At 53.2% G+C, this 14,690-nt stretch carries 13 protein-coding genes and 1 tRNA gene; 4 read left to right on the top strand and 10 right to left on the bottom strand.

Translation table 11 applies throughout. The features are described from left to right. Nucleotides 1–17: 17 nt before the first annotated feature. Nucleotides 18–443: a ProQ/FINO family protein gene (locus tag RDY34_RS07865; RefSeq protein WP_308074061.1), complete on the bottom strand. Its 426-nt coding sequence runs from the start codon at nt 441–443 to the stop codon at nt 18–20. Between the two features lie 91 nt (nt 444–534). Further along, on the bottom strand, nt 535–1,635 hold the full coding sequence (gene aroC / locus RDY34_RS07860) for a chorismate synthase (RefSeq protein ID WP_308074059.1): 1,101 nt from the start codon (nt 1,633–1,635) through the stop codon (nt 535–537). Between the two features lie 142 nt (nt 1,636–1,777). On the opposite strand from aroC, the gene trmA reads away from it, so the two are divergent. Then, nucleotides 1,778–2,881: a tRNA (uridine(54)-C5)-methyltransferase TrmA gene (trmA, locus tag RDY34_RS07855; RefSeq protein WP_308074058.1), complete on the top strand. Its 1,104-nt coding sequence runs from the start codon at nt 1,778–1,780 to the stop codon at nt 2,879–2,881. A 5-nt stretch (nt 2,882–2,886) separates the two neighbouring features. After that, nucleotides 2,887–4,080 (top strand): amino acid aminotransferase, encoded by a 1,194-nt coding sequence (locus RDY34_RS07850; protein ID WP_308074056.1) that lies wholly within the window; start codon nt 2,887–2,889, stop codon nt 4,078–4,080. 64 nt (nt 4,081–4,144) lie between these two features. On the opposite strand, the gene RDY34_RS07845 is transcribed toward RDY34_RS07850, so the two are convergent. Further along, nucleotides 4,145–4,220 (bottom strand) — tRNA-Arg (locus tag RDY34_RS07845). A gap of 284 nt (nt 4,221–4,504) precedes the next feature. Between RDY34_RS07845 and RDY34_RS07840 the strand changes: the two genes are divergently transcribed. Continuing rightward, nucleotides 4,505–5,344, top strand: a complete 840-nt coding sequence (locus RDY34_RS07840) for a c-type cytochrome (RefSeq protein ID WP_101135048.1) — start codon at nt 4,505–4,507, stop codon at nt 5,342–5,344. A gap of 413 nt (nt 5,345–5,757) precedes the next feature. Here RDY34_RS07840 and gcvP read toward each other — a convergent pair whose 3' ends face one another. The 6 genes from gcvP to RDY34_RS07805 all read right to left on the bottom strand — a co-directional run bounded on the left by gcvP (nt 5,758) and on the right by RDY34_RS07805 (nt 13,495). Further along, a complete protein-coding gene (gene gcvP / locus RDY34_RS07830) occupies nt 5,758–8,610 on the bottom strand; it encodes an aminomethyl-transferring glycine dehydrogenase (protein ID WP_308184517.1) in 2,853 nt (950 codons plus the stop codon). Nucleotides 8,611–8,802: 192 nt separating this feature from the next. After that, a complete protein-coding gene (locus RDY34_RS07825) occupies nt 8,803–9,444 on the bottom strand; it encodes an arylesterase (RefSeq protein WP_118784539.1) in 642 nt (213 codons plus the stop codon). Continuing rightward, complete coding sequence (locus RDY34_RS07820; RefSeq protein WP_003714345.1) at nt 9,434–9,985, bottom strand: DNA-3-methyladenine glycosylase I; 552 nt, start codon at nt 9,983–9,985, stop codon at nt 9,434–9,436. Before RDY34_RS07820 ends, RDY34_RS07825 begins: the two co-directional genes overlap by 11 nt. Before the next feature lie 3 nt (nt 9,986–9,988). Next, nucleotides 9,989–10,507 (bottom strand): PqiC family protein, encoded by a 519-nt coding sequence (locus RDY34_RS07815; protein ID WP_002212651.1) that lies wholly within the window; start codon nt 10,505–10,507, stop codon nt 9,989–9,991. Then, entirely contained in the window at nt 10,507–12,168 is a 1,662-nt protein-coding gene (gene pqiB / locus RDY34_RS07810) for an intermembrane transport protein PqiB (RefSeq protein WP_002240694.1), read from the bottom strand. The genes RDY34_RS07815 and pqiB overlap by 1 nt, the downstream gene beginning before the upstream one ends. Beyond that, nucleotides 12,161–13,495: a paraquat-inducible protein A gene (locus RDY34_RS07805; RefSeq protein WP_308184516.1), complete on the bottom strand. Its 1,335-nt coding sequence runs from the start codon at nt 13,493–13,495 to the stop codon at nt 12,161–12,163. Before RDY34_RS07805 ends, pqiB begins: the two co-directional genes overlap by 8 nt. Nucleotides 13,496–13,794: 299 nt before the next feature. Here RDY34_RS07805 and RDY34_RS07800 point away from each other — a divergent pair, with 299 nt between their 5' ends. Beyond that, a complete protein-coding gene (locus RDY34_RS07800; RefSeq protein ID WP_002257975.1) occupies nt 13,795–14,424 on the top strand; it encodes a biliverdin-producing heme oxygenase in 630 nt (209 codons plus the stop codon). A gap of 76 nt (nt 14,425–14,500) precedes the next feature. Here the strand turns inward: RDY34_RS07800 and RDY34_RS07795 are convergent. Beyond that, nucleotides 14,501–14,690, bottom strand: a 190-nt coding sequence (locus tag RDY34_RS07795; protein ID WP_308184528.1) for a hypothetical protein, incomplete at its 5' end; no start/stop codon positions are given.

Genomic DNA, 14,690 nt, shown 5'->3' with positions numbered 1-14,690 from the left:
GCATTTCGTTTGGGGATTTATTCTGCTGCGGAAGATTCGGCTACTTCGGCTTCAACAGACGGCGTTTCGGCGGCAGCTTGGGCGGACTGTTGTTGCAAAGCCTGCTGCACGAAAGGATGGTTTTGCGCGATCGCCTGTTCTTCGGGGGTAACTTCGCCTTTGAAACGGTTGTTCAAATCGAAACGTTTGCCGCCGCGCGCCAAGGCTTTCAGATAACGCGGACGGCGGCAGTGGTTGGCGAGGACGCGTGCAATAAGTGTAGGATCGTATTGGGGCAGCGCGGTAATCAAGTCTTGGTCGATACCGAGTGCCAACGGTTTAAATCGTTTGAATACATCGTATTTGCCGTAGATATGGTCGGCAATCATTTCTGTCTGTTTCTTTTTGCTCATGGTTTGGACCGCAGATTTCAGTGCTGCGCCCAAAGCGGTTTCTTGTATCATTTCAGTTGCATTCCTCTAAACAAACCCGTGCGTCAAGGCTGCACGGCAATGCTCGATATTCTATTATAAAGTCTGTGTTTTGGCTAAATTTTTATTTGTTTGAAAGGGTAATGTCGGGCGTATTAACCTGAACGTCGGCATTTTGCGCGCGATGGCGCAGGGCGTGGTCGATGAGGACTAATGCGAGCATGGCTTCTGCAATCGGCGCGGCGCGCAGTCCGACGCAGGGGTCGTGTCTGCCGTGGGTGGCGAGTTCGACGGGGTCGCCGTTGATGTCGATACTGCGGCGCGGTGTGGCAATGGAGCTGGTGGGTTTGATGGCGATATTGACGTGGATGTCTTGCCCCGTGCTGATGCCACCGAGGATGCCGCCTGAGTGGTTGGACAGGAAGCCTTGCGGGGTGAGTTCGTCGCCGTGTTCGCTGCCGCGTTGGACAACGCTGCCGAAGCCTGCGCCGATTTCTACGCCTTTGACGGCGTTGATGCCCATCATCGCGTAGGCAATTTCGGCATCGAGGCGGTCGAAAACGGGTTCACCCAAACCGACGGGGACGTTGGCGGCTTCGATATGCAGCTTCGCGCCGACGGAATCCAAGGATTTGCGCACGCCGTCCATATAGTGTTCCAGTTCGGCGATTTGGCTATGGTTGGCGGCGAAAAAAGGATTTTGGGAAATGTGCTCGCAGCCTTCAAACCGGATTTCTTTTTCGCCGACTTGGGTAACGTAGGCGGTGATTTCCGTGCCGAATTTTTCTTTCAGCCATTTTTTTGCGACGGCTCCTGCGGCAACGCGGGCGGCGGTTTCGCGGGCGGAGCTTCTGCCGCCGCCGCGGTAGTCGCGCGTGCCGTATTTGTGCCAATAGGTATAGTCGGCGTGGCCGGGGCGGAAACTTTGGGCGATGTTGCCGTAGTCTTTGCTGCGCTGGTCGGTGTTGCGGATTAAGAGGGCGATGGGCGTGCCGGTGGTTTTGCCTTCGAAGACGCCGGAGAGGATTTCGACTTGGTCGGCTTCGCGGCGTTGGGTAACGTGGCGGCTGGTGCCGGGTTTGCGCCGGTCGAGGTCGGCTTGGATGTCTGATTCGGTCAATGCCAGTCCGGGCGGGCAGCCGTCGATGATGCAGCCCAAACCCGCGCCGTGGCTTTCGCCGAAGGTGGTCACGGTGAAGAGTTGTCCGAAAGTGTTGCCTGCCATATTTTCCCTCTGTAGGCGGTATGTTGGAGACAGCGGATTTTAGCATAAAAGCCGGAGGAAAACGGGTTATATGCCGGTAAAGGAGTTGCGTGTTTTGCAGTGAATCGGCTTATAATCCGGTCTGATTTTTCAGGATAGCGATATGAGCGACTACACGCAGCAGCTTCAAGATAAAAAAGACCGCCTTAAAACCCTTTTTGCAGGTTTGGATGTTCCCGAGTGGGAAGTGTATGAATCCCCGGACAAACATTACCGTATGCGTGCCGAGTTTCGTATTTGGCACGAAGGCGGGGAAATGTTTTATGCCATGTTTGAAAAAGGACAAAAGGCTAGCGGGGCAAGCCTGATCCGTTGCGACCGCTTCGATGCTGCTTCAGAGGCAGTCAACTGCCTGATGCCCGAATTGATTGCCGTTGCCGCCCAATCTGCCGAACTGAGAAACCGTTGGTATGCCGTCGAATTTCTGTCCACGCTCAGCGGGGAAATGCTGGTTACTATGATTTACCACAAAAGGCTTGATGATGAGTGGATGCAGGCGGCGCAAGCGTTACAGCAACAGTTGGATATTTCCGTTATTGGGCGGAGCAGGGGGCAGAAAATAGTCTTAAAACAGGACTATGTAACGGAAACTTTGAAGGTCGGCAACCGGGATTTCCATTATCGGCAAATTGAAGGCGGTTTTACCCAACCCAATGCTGCCGTGTGTCAAAAAATGCTTGAATGGGCGTGCCGCGCGGCGGAAGGCTTGGGCGGCGACCTGCTCGAACTATATTGTGGAAACGGCAATTTTACGCTGCCCTTATCTGAAAAGTTTGAACGCGTTTTGGCAACCGAGATTTCCAAAACTTCAGTAGGCGCAGCGCAATGGAATATTGAGGCAAACGGGATAGGCAACATCAAAATCGCCCGCCTGTCTGCCGAAGAATTTACCGAAGCCTATACCGGCAAACGTGAGTTTGCACGCCTTAAGGAGGGCGGTATTGCTTTGACGGATTATGCATTTTCCACTATTTTCGTTGATCCACCGCGTGCCGGTATCGATGAGGAAACTTTGAAGCTGGTGTCGCAGTTTGACAATATCATCTACATTTCCTGTAATCCTGAAACGCTGCGTGCCAATTTGGACACCTTGGCGGAAACCCATACGGTCGAACGTGCCGCCTTGTTCGACCAATTCCCGTTTACGCACCATATCGAAAGCGGTGTGCTGTTGAAAAAGAAAATCCTTGGAAAAAGCAAAAGGTAAGAACTATGTACCGACACATCGAATACTACCCCGGCGACCCGATTTTGAGTTTGGTCGAAACCTTCAAAAACGACCCGCGACCTGAAAAAGTCAATTTGAGCATAGGCATTTATTTCGACGACGAAGGCAAAATGCCCGTGTTGGAATCCGTGAGCCGCGCCGAAACTGCCCGTGCCGCCGCGCCTGCGCCGTCGCCCTACCTGCCGATGGAAGGCTTAGACACTTACCGCAGCGCGGTGCAGCATTTGTTGTTCGGCAAAGACAACCCCGCGCTCGCGCAAGGACGTATTGTTACCGTACAAACCTTGGGCGGCTCAGGCGCGCTCAAAGTCGGGGCGGATTTCCTGCACCGCTGGTTTCCCGAAGCGCGCGCCTACGTCAGCGACCCGACTTGGGACAACCATCGCGGCATTTTTGAAGGCGCAGGTTTCGAGGTCGGCACTTATCCTTATTACGACCCTGCCACCGTCGGCGTGAAATTCGACGAAATGACCGCGTTTTTCAACACCCTGCCTGAAAACAGCGTCTTAATCCTACACCCCTGCTGCCACAACCCGACCGGCGTGGATATGTCGGAACAGCAATGGGACGAAGTGTTGCACATCATCAAAAGGCGCAAACTGATTCCGTTTATGGACATTGCCTACCAAGGATTCGGCGGCGATTTGGACAGCGATGCCTACGCCATCCGCAAAGCGGTGGAAATGGAATTGCCCTTGTTCGTCAGCAATTCGTTTTCAAAAAACCTGTCGCTCTACGGCGAGCGCGTTGGCGGCCTGAGCGTGGTTTGCCCGAATAAAGAGGAAGCGGAATTGGTGTTTGGACAACTCAAATTCATCGTCCGCCGCATCTACTCCAGCCCGCCCGCACACGGCGCGTATCTCACTGCCAATGTGATGAACAGCTCCGAACTTTACGCTTTGTGGCAAAACGAAGTCTATGTCATGCGCAACCGCATCCGCGCCATGCGACAGAAACTTTACGATGTCTTAACTGCGCAAATCCCCGATCGCGATTTCACTTATTTCATCAAACAGCGCGGCATGTTCAGCTACACGGGGTTGAGCGTGGAACAAGTCCGCAGGTTGCGCGACGAATTTGCCGTTTACCTGCTGGATTCGGGCAGGATGTGCGTTGCCGGACTGAATGCTTCGAATATCGCCTATGTTGCCGATGCGTTTGCCGAAGTATTGAAATAAGAATTTGAAGTAAATCAAAAGGCCGTCTGAAAAATATTTATCTTTCAGACGGCCTCTTTATAATTGGCGCACCCAACAGGGATCGAACCTGTGACCTCCAGCTTCGGAAACTGACACTCTTCCAACTGAGCTATGGGTGCGGAAAACGTAAGATTAACGTAAATTCTGCAAATTGGCAAAGTTTATCTTGAGACGTCAGGCTGATGCGCGGGGTATGAGGGATATTTGTTTGGGGATAAGCAAGTATTTTCAATGGATTATTTGCTTAAAAGAGACGCTGCCTGTGATTTTTTACATATTTTCAATGATAGTGATTGGAAAGACCCTGTGAATTCAGTATAATCCAGCAAAATATTGTTAATTGCGTTTAACATACCAAACTATAATTTACAGCACAACCTAACCTGACGGCGAGGCCTACCAAATGAAACAACTCCGCGACAATAAAGCCCAAGGCTCTGCACTGTTTACCCTTGTGAGCGGTATCGTTATTGTTATTGCAGTTCTTTATTTCCTGATTAAGCTGGCGGGCAGCGGCTCGTTCGGCGATGTCGATGCCACTACGGAGGCGGCGACGCAGACCCGTATCCAGCCCGTCGGACAATTGACGATGGGCGACGGTATTCCTGTTGGCGAACGCCAGGGCGAACAGATTTTCAATAAAATCTGTATCCAATGCCACGCGGCGGACAGCAATGTGCCGAACGCTCCGAAACTGGAACACAACGGCGACTGGGCACCGCGTATCGCGCAAGGCTTCGATACTTTGTTCCAACACGCGCTGAACGGCTTTAACGCCATGCCTGCCAAAGGCGGTGCGGCAGACCTGACCGATCAGGAACTCAAACGGGCGATTACCTACATGGCAAATAAAAGCGGGGGTTCTTTCCCGAATCCGGATGAAGCTGCGCCCGTCGACAGTGCCGCTTCAGGAACAGCTTCTGCTCCTGCCGATAATGCAGCCCCAGCAGAAGCGAAGGCAGAAGACAAAGGTGCTGCCGCACCTGCAGCCGGTGCAGACGGCAAGAAAGTTTTCGAAGCAACCTGTCAGGCATGCCATGGCGGAGCGATTCCAGGTATCCCCGGCATAGGTAAAAAAGATGATTGGGCTCCCCGCATTAAAAAAGGCAAAGAAACCTTGCATAAACATGCCCTTGAAGGCTTTAACGCGATGCCTGCAAAAGGCGGCAACGCTGGCTTGAGTGATGACGAAGTCAAAGCGGCTGTTGACTATATGGCCAACCAATCCGGTGCGAAATTCTAGATTCGGATTAAAATTTCGGATTAAATAAAAACGGGGCAGGTATCTGCTCCGTTTTTTTATGGGAATTTATTTGTTTGCCCGTGTGGGAATGACATTAAAGGGTGTGAATAGATTTTTTATCTTCAAAATCTGTCTGCCCGATCGGATGAATAAAAAGTAGGATGATAAAAAAGCTGGTGTATGGATACTGGTTTAACCCATTTGTTTTATAGTGGATTAAATTTAAACCAGTACAGCGTTGCCTCGCCTTTCCGTACTATCTGTACTGTCTGCGGCTTCGTCGCCTTGTCCTGATTTAAATTTAATCCACTATAAAGTTATAGTCGAGATACGTGTATTGGTGCAACCGGTTTGCCGTTGATGAAAATGCCGTCTGAAAATGTTTCAGACGGCATTTTTTAAGATATCAACAGTCAGTCTTCATAATTTTCTGTCGGCAGGCAGGAGCAAACCAGATTGCGGTCGCCATACACTTCATCTACCCGTTTGACGCTCGGCCAGAATTTGTGTTCGCGCACGAAGGGCAACGGAAAGACGGCTTCTTCGCGAGAGTACGGATGCGCCCATTCGCCGGTTATATCTGCGGCGGTGTGCGGCGCGTTGACCAGTGGGTTGTCGTCTTTCGGCCATTCGCCGTCGATGACTTTCTGCACTTCGCGGCGAATGGATTTCAGGGCGGCGATGAAGCGGTCGAGTTCGGCTTTGCTTTCGCTCTCGGTCGGCTCGATCATCAGCGTACCGGCAACAGGGAAGGAGACGGTCGGGGCGTGGAAGCCGTAGTCCATCAGGCGTTTGGCGATGTCGGTTTCGGTGATGCCGCTTTCGGCTTTGAGCGGACGCAAATCGACGATGCATTCGTGCGCGACGCGGCCGTTTTTACCTGTGTAGAGAATCGGATAATCCTCGCCCAAGGCTTTGGCGATGTAGTTGGCGTTGAGCAATGCGCGGCGCGTTGCCTGTTCCATACCTTGTTTGCCCATCATGGCGATATACATCCAAGTAATCGGCAGGATGGACGCAGAACCGAAGGCCGCAGCAGCAACGGCGGTTTGTCCGGCACTTGCGCTGTGGGTGTCGGTTAAAGCGTGTCCCGGTGCAAACGGGGCAAGGTGGGCTTTCAAACCGATAGGGCCGACACCCGGGCCGCCGCCTCCGTGCGGGATGCAGAAGGTTTTGTGCAGGTTCATGTGCAACACGTCCGCGCCGACTTCGGCGGGCTGCATGATGCCGATTTGGGCGTTGAGGTTGGCGCCGTCCATATAAACCTGTCCGCCGTTTTCATGGATGATGCGGCAGATGTCGCGGATGCCTTCCTCGTACACGCCGTGGGTGGACGGATAGGTAATCATGATGGCAGACAAAGCGTCGCGGTGTTGCTCGGCTTTGACTTTCAAATCGTCGATGTTGACGTTGCCGTGTTCGTCGGTGTCGACAACGACGACTTTCAAGCCCAGCATGGCCGCAGTCGCAGGGTTGGTGCCGTGGGCGGATTTGGGAATCAGGCAGATGTTGCGGTGTCCCTCGCCGTTGGCTTCTTGGTAGCGGCGGATGGAGAGCATGCCGCTGTATTCGCCCTGCGCGCCTGAGTTGGGCTGGAAGGAAATCGCGTCAAAGCCGGTGATGGCTTTCAAGCTGTTTTCCATATCGGCGAGCAATTCGCGGTAGCCCGCGGTTTGCGCTTCGGGAGCGTAGGGATGGATGTCGGAGAACTCAGCCCAAGTAATCGGCAACATTTCCGCAGTCGCGTTGAGTTTCATGGTGCAGCTGCCCAATGAAATCATGCTGTGGTTCATCGCCAAATCGCGGTCTTCGAGTTTTTTCAGGTAGCGCAGCATTTCGTGTTCGGTGTGGTAACGGTTGAACACAGGATGTTGCAGAATGTCGTCCTGACGCAGCAATTCGGCGTTCAGACGGCCTTTGACATCATCGGCAAATGCGAACGCATCCTTGCCGGTAAACGCGCGGTACAAATCGACCAAATCTTCGCGTGTCGAAGTTTCATGGAAGGCTGCTGCGACTTGAGTATCGTTGACGCGGCGCAGGTTGTAACCCGACTCCAAAGCAGCGGCAAACATTTGGTCTGCTTTCTCTTTGTTGCCGAAATCGACGGTAACGGTATCGAAGAAGACCTTATGAACCACATTCAGGCCGTCTGAAACCAGCGCATCGGCAAAGGCAGAAGCCAGCGCGTGAATGCGGTTGGCGATGCGTTTCACGCCTTCAGGGCCGTGGTAAACGGCATACATACCGGCCAAGTTCGCCAGCAATGCTTGTGCCGTACAAATATTGGATGTCGCTTTTTCGCGGCGGATGTGTTGCTCGCGGGTGGACAACGCCATGCGCAAGGCAGGTTTGCCCGATGCGTCTTTGGATACGCCGATGATGCGGCCTGGAGCGGAACGTTTGAACTCGTCTTTAAACGCGAAATAAGCGGCGTGCGGCCCGCCGAAGCCCATCGGTACACCGAAGCGTTGGGTGTTGCCCAAAGCAATATCTGCACCCAATTCAGCCGGAGACTTCAGCAAAACCAAGCTCATAATGTCGGCGGCAACGGCGACAATCGTGCCTTTGGCTTTCAGACGACCTATGACGCTTTGCAAGTCTTGCACGTCGCCGTCTTTGCCGACGTATTGGAACAGCGCGCCGAAGTATTCGCCTTCATCCGCTTTGGCAAAATCGCCGACCACCAGTTCAAAGCCGAAATATTTGGCGCGGGTTTTCATTACGTCCAAAGTTTGCGGATACACGCGCTCGTCCACAAAGAAACGCTCGGATTTCACCTTGCCTACGCGGTGTGCCATCGCCATTGCTTCGGCGGCGGCGGTCGCTTCGTCCAACAAAGACGCGCCCGCCACAGGGAAACCGGTCAAATCGATACACACTTGTTGGAAGTTCAACAACGCTTCCAAACGCCCCTGTGCGATTTCCGCCTGATACGGGGTGTAGGCGGTGTACCAACCCGGGTTTTCCAATACGTTGCGCAAAATCACGTTCGGCACGCGGGTCGGATAATAACCCAAGCCGATATAGGACTTGTTGATCACGTTTTTCGACGCAATGCCTTTCAATTTCGCCAATGCGTCCGCCTCGGTCAAGGCCTCGGGCAAATCGAGTTCGGACGGCATACGGATGCTTTGCGGCACGGTATTGCCGACAAATTCGTCCATGCTCTTCTCGTCGACAGCGGCAAGCAACGCCGCTTCGTCGCCGAAACTCAAATGCCGCGCGGCAAATTCGTTGGGGTTGAACAATTCAGATAGTTTCATTCCTACTCCTTAGATAGTGTTGCGTGGATATGCCGTCTGAAGCGGCGGAACGACTTGCGTATCCAAAGCCGGAGGGCCGATATTTCCCGAGGGCGTATGGCGTAGTCGGTGCATTTCAGACGGGTTGTCGGGGAAGTGTCTGTGCGTTTGCCTTGTTTCATCATAATGTGTTTCAACGGAAGTGGCGCGCGTTTATCGGAATCCCTGCGTGTGCAGGAAATCGGATAATTTTTCGGCAAACCGGCGGTAGCCTTTGCCGTTGGCGTGGATTTGGTCGGACTTTAAATCGTTGTCGCCCAAAATTTCCGCCCACGCGCCACCGAACAGCGGAGTGCCGTATTCCTCGGACAAATCCTCATACAGCGGATGGTCGCTCAAATGCCCGAACAACGCGCCCAGTGTGATGTGCGGCACGCCGACGAGGACGGCGGGGATGTTTTCCTTTTGCACGGTTTCGATGATTTTCGCGATATTGGCGCGGGTCTGCTCCTCGGGAACTTTGCGCAGAAAGTCGTTGCCGCCTATGCCGATAATCACGAGTTTGGGGCGGTTTTGCAGGAGTTCGGGCAGCCGCGCGAGGGCTTGGGCGGACGTATCGCCCGATACGCCGCCGTTGACAATATTCCACCCTGTCAGCTTGTGCAACTGCTCGGGATAAGATTCGCCGGGGTTTGCGCCATAGCCGAAGGTGAGCGAATCGCCCAAGGCAAGCACGGTGCTTCCTTCGGGAATTTTGGCGTGGGTTCGGGCGGATTTTCTGCCGCAGGCTGTAAGAATCAACGCGCCTGCGCCGAGGAGGAAGGTTCTTCTGTTCATTGGTTTTTCAGACGGCATCGAGCCATTTCGGGTGGTATTTCAGGGTTTCGCGGTAAACCGGACAGCTTTCGGCGTGCGCGCCTTTGAGGTAGCCGGTACTCATCAGAAATTCGCCGACGATTTCGCCGCCGACAAATTTGAAATGTTTTTTAAAGAGTTTGACCCATTCGTCTTTGCTTCGCGGATGGTGCGCGTCGAGCCAGTTCTTGAACGAGCCGTATTCTTGTTGCAATGCTTGGATTTGCCGTGCATTGAAAATGGCGGCATCGATTTTCAGACGGTTGCGGACGATGCCCGCATCGGTAAGCAGCCGTTCAATATCGGCTTCGCCAAATGCGGCGACCGTATCGATGTCGAAACCTTTAAATGCCGTCTGAAATGCCTGCCGCTTCTTCAGCATCAGTGTCCAGCTTAATCCTGCCTGATTGATTTCCAACACCAGCCGCTCAAACAATTCATTGTCGTCCTCAATCGGAAAACCGTATTGCGTGTCGTGGTAATGTTTGTTCGGGTTGTCGGTGTTTTCGGGAAGTGAGGCGGCAAATTCGCAATAGTTCACGTTTTACTCGACCATCTGTTGCGCCGCCTGTTTCAGTCCCTGTTCGAGTGCGGCGGTCATGGCGGCGTAGCCGTCACCCTGCTGTTCGGTTTCGATATGGAAGGGTCTGTTCGTACCGTCGGGTAGGACGGCGTAGCCGCTGATGAGGGTTTTGCCCGTGTAGCTGCCTTGGAATGCGTCGATATAGACCGTCCATTTTTCGGTACTGCCGCTGCGTGAGGCAGGAACAAAGATGCGTGTGTTGTCCAAACGGTTGAATGCATTGCTCAACGCCGCTTCGAGCATATCGTCCAAGGTGTCTGCCCAAACGTGGTTTTGTGCGGTGTTGAGGCGGTAGGGGTCGGTTTGATAGACCAGTCCGCCGCGTTTGAGCGGTTCGGCAAGACGGACTTCGACGGCGGTTTCGCCGCCTTGTGTTGCAGGGCGGATGTAGCGGCTGTCGGGCAACACGAAATATTGTGTGCTTTGCACAGTACCGCAGGCGGCAAGCGTCAGGGCGGCGGCGATGGGGAAGAGGCGCATTATCGGCTTCCTTTCGGGATAGGGTCTTTGCTGCTGCTGTTGAAAATCAGCGCGTTGGGTTTTTCTTTCAAAGTGTTAATGACGGGTTGAACGTCTTTTAAGGTTTTGTCCAAACTTTGCAGCGTATTTTGTACGTCGCCGTAGATAGGCGATTGAGGCGATACGCCTTGCAGGGTTGTGCGCAACTCTTTCAGGGTTTGGTTCAGTTCGTTCGGAATGTTTTGTGTCTGCGGTTTGCCGACCAGTTTGTCGATGGAGCTTAGGGCGGCATTGGCAGATTTGAGTGTGGATTTGAGCTCGGCAAGCGAACCGTTCAATTCGGCAACCGTCTTATCTAAAGGCAGTTTGTCGAACTTGTCCAGCAAATCCGCCAATTTGACCTGCAAATCGTCCAAACCGCCGCCCTGGGTCGCGATAACGGTATCGCCTGCATAAACGGTATGCGGTCGCAGCTTGGGCGAAGACGAAGGCTGATCGTTCAACTCAATCATTTTGCTGCCGGTCAGCAGGTTGTTGCTGGAGATGGTGGCGGTCAGGCCTTTGTTTAAGGCCGTCTGAAATTGTTGTTTCCAATGTTCTTTGCTTTGCTCGTCGGCATTGATTTCCAAACGGGAAGGCTCGATGCGGATGCGTACGGGAATCCAACCGTTTTCAAACAGATGCAGGCTGTCGTTGCGGTCGAAATAAGGGACATCGGAAACCACGCCGACATTCAGCCCTTTGTACTCGACGGGCGAACCGACGGTCAGTCCGCGCACGGATTGTTTGAAAAACGCGGTGTAATACAGCGAGCGGTCGTCAGGCAGGTTGGCGACTTCGCTGCGGCTGTCGTAAAGCGTGAAGCTGTCTTCGCTTTTGACGTTTTTACTGTTTTTGGTTTTCGGCGAATCAAATGAAATCGCGCCCGACAGCAGGGCAGGCAGAGGGGCGGAATTGAGTTTGATGCCGCTGCCTGTGGTTTCGATATTGATGCCGCTTTCCAGCCAAAAACGGCTGGCGGAATGAATCAGTTTGTCGTTGGGGCTTTGGATGAAGATGGTGTAATGCACGCTTTGGTCGGACGGGTCGAAATGCGCGCTTTCGACTTGCCCGACCATAAAGTTTTCATACAAAACAGGGCTGTTGACGTTGAGGATGCGGTCGTTTTTACCAATCAAATTCAAGCGCAGCCCGCTTTGCCCGATGGCGGTAACGGGCGGAATGTCCTGCACTTGGAACACGTCTTTTGCCTCGTCGCTTTTGCCGGGTGTAAAGGCGATGTACGAACCCGAAAGCAGCGTACCCAAACCGGTTACGCCGCTTTGGTCGATACGCGGCTTGACCACCCAAAACTGGGTATCGCTGCGGATGAGGCCGGATACGTCCGCATTGAGTTGGGCGGTTACTTCCACGCCTTTTTGGTCGTCGCGCAGTTTGATTCGGGTAACGCGTCCGACATCGATGCTCAATACTTTGATGACCGTATTGTTGACCTCAATGCCTTCCGCGCTGTCCATCAAGAGCGTAACCACAGGCCCCCTGTTGCGGATTTCCTTAACCCAAAGCCAGCCGCCGGCAATCAGCGCGATCAGCGGAACCAGCCAGACGGCGGAGAGCAAGGTGTTGTTTTTGCGGACGCGTGCTTGGGCGTGTCCGTTTGGAGGAGGGCTGTTGTCAGTCATATTTTTCCGTTTCGTTGAAAGCAATGCCGTCTGAAGCGCGTTTGTCCCAAAGCAGGCGCGGGTCGAAATAATAGGCGGACAGCATCGTCAGAATCACGACCAGGCAGAAATAGACTGCCGCACTGCCCGGAATGACGCGCGCGGCATAAGTGTGGAACGAACACATCAAAATAATAATCACAAAAATATCAATCATCGACCAGCGGCCGACCGCTTCGGTAATGCGGTAGAGGTGCGACAATTTCTTTGCGCCTGTCGGCAAAGCGAAGCGGGCGGACGCAATCAAAACCGACATTGCCGCAATCTTCAGTACCGGCACCAAAATACTCGCACTGAAAATAACCGCCGCAATCAGCCTGTCGCCCTCGTCCCACATATAAGCGATGCCGCTAAGGATGGTGTTGGCCTCCGTGGCGGCAGGATTGGATGAAATCATAATCGGCAGGATATTGGCAGGGAAATACAAAATAACCGCCGCCGTCAGAAACGCCGACGAAATACTCAGACTTTTCGGCCGTCGGCGGTACAGTTCCGCGCCGCACACCCCGCAGGGGGATTCGGCACCGTCGCGGAAATACAGGCAGCGGCTGCAACAGGTTTTGCCTTCTGATGCCGTCTGAACCGCATTATCCCCCGTCAGCTGCCCGATTTGAAAATACACCCAATGCTGGGGAACGGATACCGAAGTCCGAATCAGCATAACCGACAGCGCGAACATCAGATAAAACGCCGACCCGAAGCGAACCTCTGCCACAGACGAGAGCTTGATATACGCCACCAGAGTGGAAACAAAAAACACATCCACCATCATCGCCTGCCTCAAGCGCACCATCACACGCGTTGCCAAACGCAGCGCAGGATACGCCTGTTTCCGTATCAGCGCGGCATAGACATACAGGCACAGCAGCAGAAACAGAACCGGCGCGCCGAAGGTCAGCACAAACATCACTTCGGCTAAAAAACCATAATCCTGAAACACCATCAGGCGCATCATCTCGGGCAGCGAAAGGACGGATGCCGCACCCGGTATCCCGACCTCGATATACGTCATACCGTAAGCAAACGCCATTAAAATCAGCGAAGCCGCCGCATAGGCGGGCGGGGCGGAAAAAGGATGCCTGCCCACCCTGAAGAGTTTGTGTCCGCAACGGGGACAGAACGCCGCCTCTCCCCTGTCCAATTGCGGCACATCTGCGCGGCAGCCGCATTCCGGACAATCTACCGTATGCGGCGGCAGGGCTTCGTCGCAGCAGTTGCCGCGAAGGCTGTGGGGGATATTTTCGGCAAACGGCTTCATCGGGAAAGTGGCAAATATAAGTGGCGGCATTATAAAGGAAAAAAGGCGATACACCCAATCAGGATGCAAAACCGGCAGGTTCGGCAGTATGAACAAACCCTTGTCGTCCGGCAAAAATATTTTTTGAGCGTCTGTCCGCCGACTGCCGAACCCATTTGATAAAATCCCGATTCTGTAAAGAATAGTAAAATACCTGCTTAAAAACATCACGCAAATGATATTTTTTCCAAAAATATGTGATAATAAATCTCGTTTATTATTTTTGTATGCGGTCAGGTACGGATTTTGCCCGCCCCGCATCCTTACCCCTTACCGACAAAGGAAAAGCTATGAGCGAAACCGAAAATCAAGCCCTGACGTTTGCCAAACGCCTGAAGGCGGATACCACGGCGGTTCACGACAGCGTGGACAATCTCGTTATGTCTGTCCAACCGTTTGTCAGCAAAGAAAACTATATTAAATTTTTGAAACTCCAATCCGTTTTCCACAAGGCCGTCGATCATATTTATAAAGATGCCGAATTAAACAAAGCCATTCCCGAGCTGGAATATATGGCGCGATACGATGCCGTAACGCAAGACTTGAAAGACTTGGGCGAAGAGCCTTACAAATTCGACAAAGAATTGCCACACGAAACCGGCAACAAAGCAATCGGCTGGCTTTATTGCGCCGAAGGTTCTAATTTGGGCGCGGCGTTTTTGTTCAAGCACGCGCAAAAACTCGATTACAACGGCGAACACGGCGCACGCCACCTCGCACCGCATCCCGACGGGCGCGGCAAACACTGGCGCGCCTTTGTCGAGCATCTGAACGCTTTGAACCTGACTCCCGAAGCCGAAGCGGAAGCCATCCAAGGCGCACGTGAAGCCTTTGCATTCTACAAAGTCGTGTTGCGCGAAACCTTCGGCTTGGCAGCCGATGCCGAAGCCCCCGAGGGTATGATGCCGCACAGGCATTGATATATTTTACGGTTTCGCCTCGGCTCGTGAAGCGGAACCGTATTTTCTGCCGCGTATGACGGCATTTTTCAAACCATCAGATATAAATAATTATCATATTTTTTATTAAAAATATGCCATAGGAGATAATTATGACGATTCCTTTCAAACCAAGCCTGCTTGCAATGGCATCCGTCCTTGCCCTTTCCGCCTGTATTTCAGGAGGAGGGGATGCGCCTGCGGTCAAATCCTCGGAAACACCGTCAAATAAAGTTGCCACCCCCCCC

Origin of the sequence: Neisseria polysaccharea, assembly GCF_963392925.1 — a bacterium.
GTDB classification, from domain to species: Bacteria; Pseudomonadota; Gammaproteobacteria; order Burkholderiales; family Neisseriaceae; genus Neisseria; species Neisseria polysaccharea.
Note: the sequence above shows the minus strand (reverse complement) of the source record. Positions and strands in the feature narration are given on the sequence as shown.

What these genes read in the sequence shown, in the direction of transcription:
- RDY34_RS07865 (WP_308074061.1), bottom strand. Translation starts at nt 443, where the DNA reads ATGATACAAGAAACCGCTTTGGGCGCAGCACTGAAATCTGCGGTCCAA.
- aroC (WP_308074059.1), bottom strand. Translation starts at nt 1,635, where the DNA reads ATGGCAGGCAACACTTTCGGACAACTCTTCACCGTGACCACCTTCGGC.
- trmA (WP_308074058.1), top strand. Translation starts at nt 1,778, where the DNA reads ATGAGCGACTACACGCAGCAGCTTCAAGATAAAAAAGACCGCCTTAAA.
- RDY34_RS07850 (WP_308074056.1), top strand. Translation starts at nt 2,887, where the DNA reads ATGTACCGACACATCGAATACTACCCCGGCGACCCGATTTTGAGTTTG.
- RDY34_RS07840 (WP_101135048.1), top strand. Translation starts at nt 4,505, where the DNA reads ATGAAACAACTCCGCGACAATAAAGCCCAAGGCTCTGCACTGTTTACC.
- gcvP (WP_308184517.1), bottom strand. Translation starts at nt 8,610, where the DNA reads ATGAAACTATCTGAATTGTTCAACCCCAACGAATTTGCCGCGCGGCAT.
- RDY34_RS07825 (WP_118784539.1), bottom strand. Translation starts at nt 9,444, where the DNA reads ATGCCGTCTGAAAAACCAATGAACAGAAGAACCTTCCTCCTCGGCGCA.
- RDY34_RS07815 (WP_002212651.1), bottom strand. Translation starts at nt 10,507, where the DNA reads ATGCGCCTCTTCCCCATCGCCGCCGCCCTGACGCTTGCCGCCTGCGGT.
- pqiB (WP_002240694.1), bottom strand. Translation starts at nt 12,168, where the DNA reads ATGACTGACAACAGCCCTCCTCCAAACGGACACGCCCAAGCACGCGTC.
- RDY34_RS07805 (WP_308184516.1), bottom strand. Translation starts at nt 13,495, where the DNA reads ATGCCGCCACTTATATTTGCCACTTTCCCGATGAAGCCGTTTGCCGAA.
- RDY34_RS07800 (WP_002257975.1), top strand. Translation starts at nt 13,795, where the DNA reads ATGAGCGAAACCGAAAATCAAGCCCTGACGTTTGCCAAACGCCTGAAG.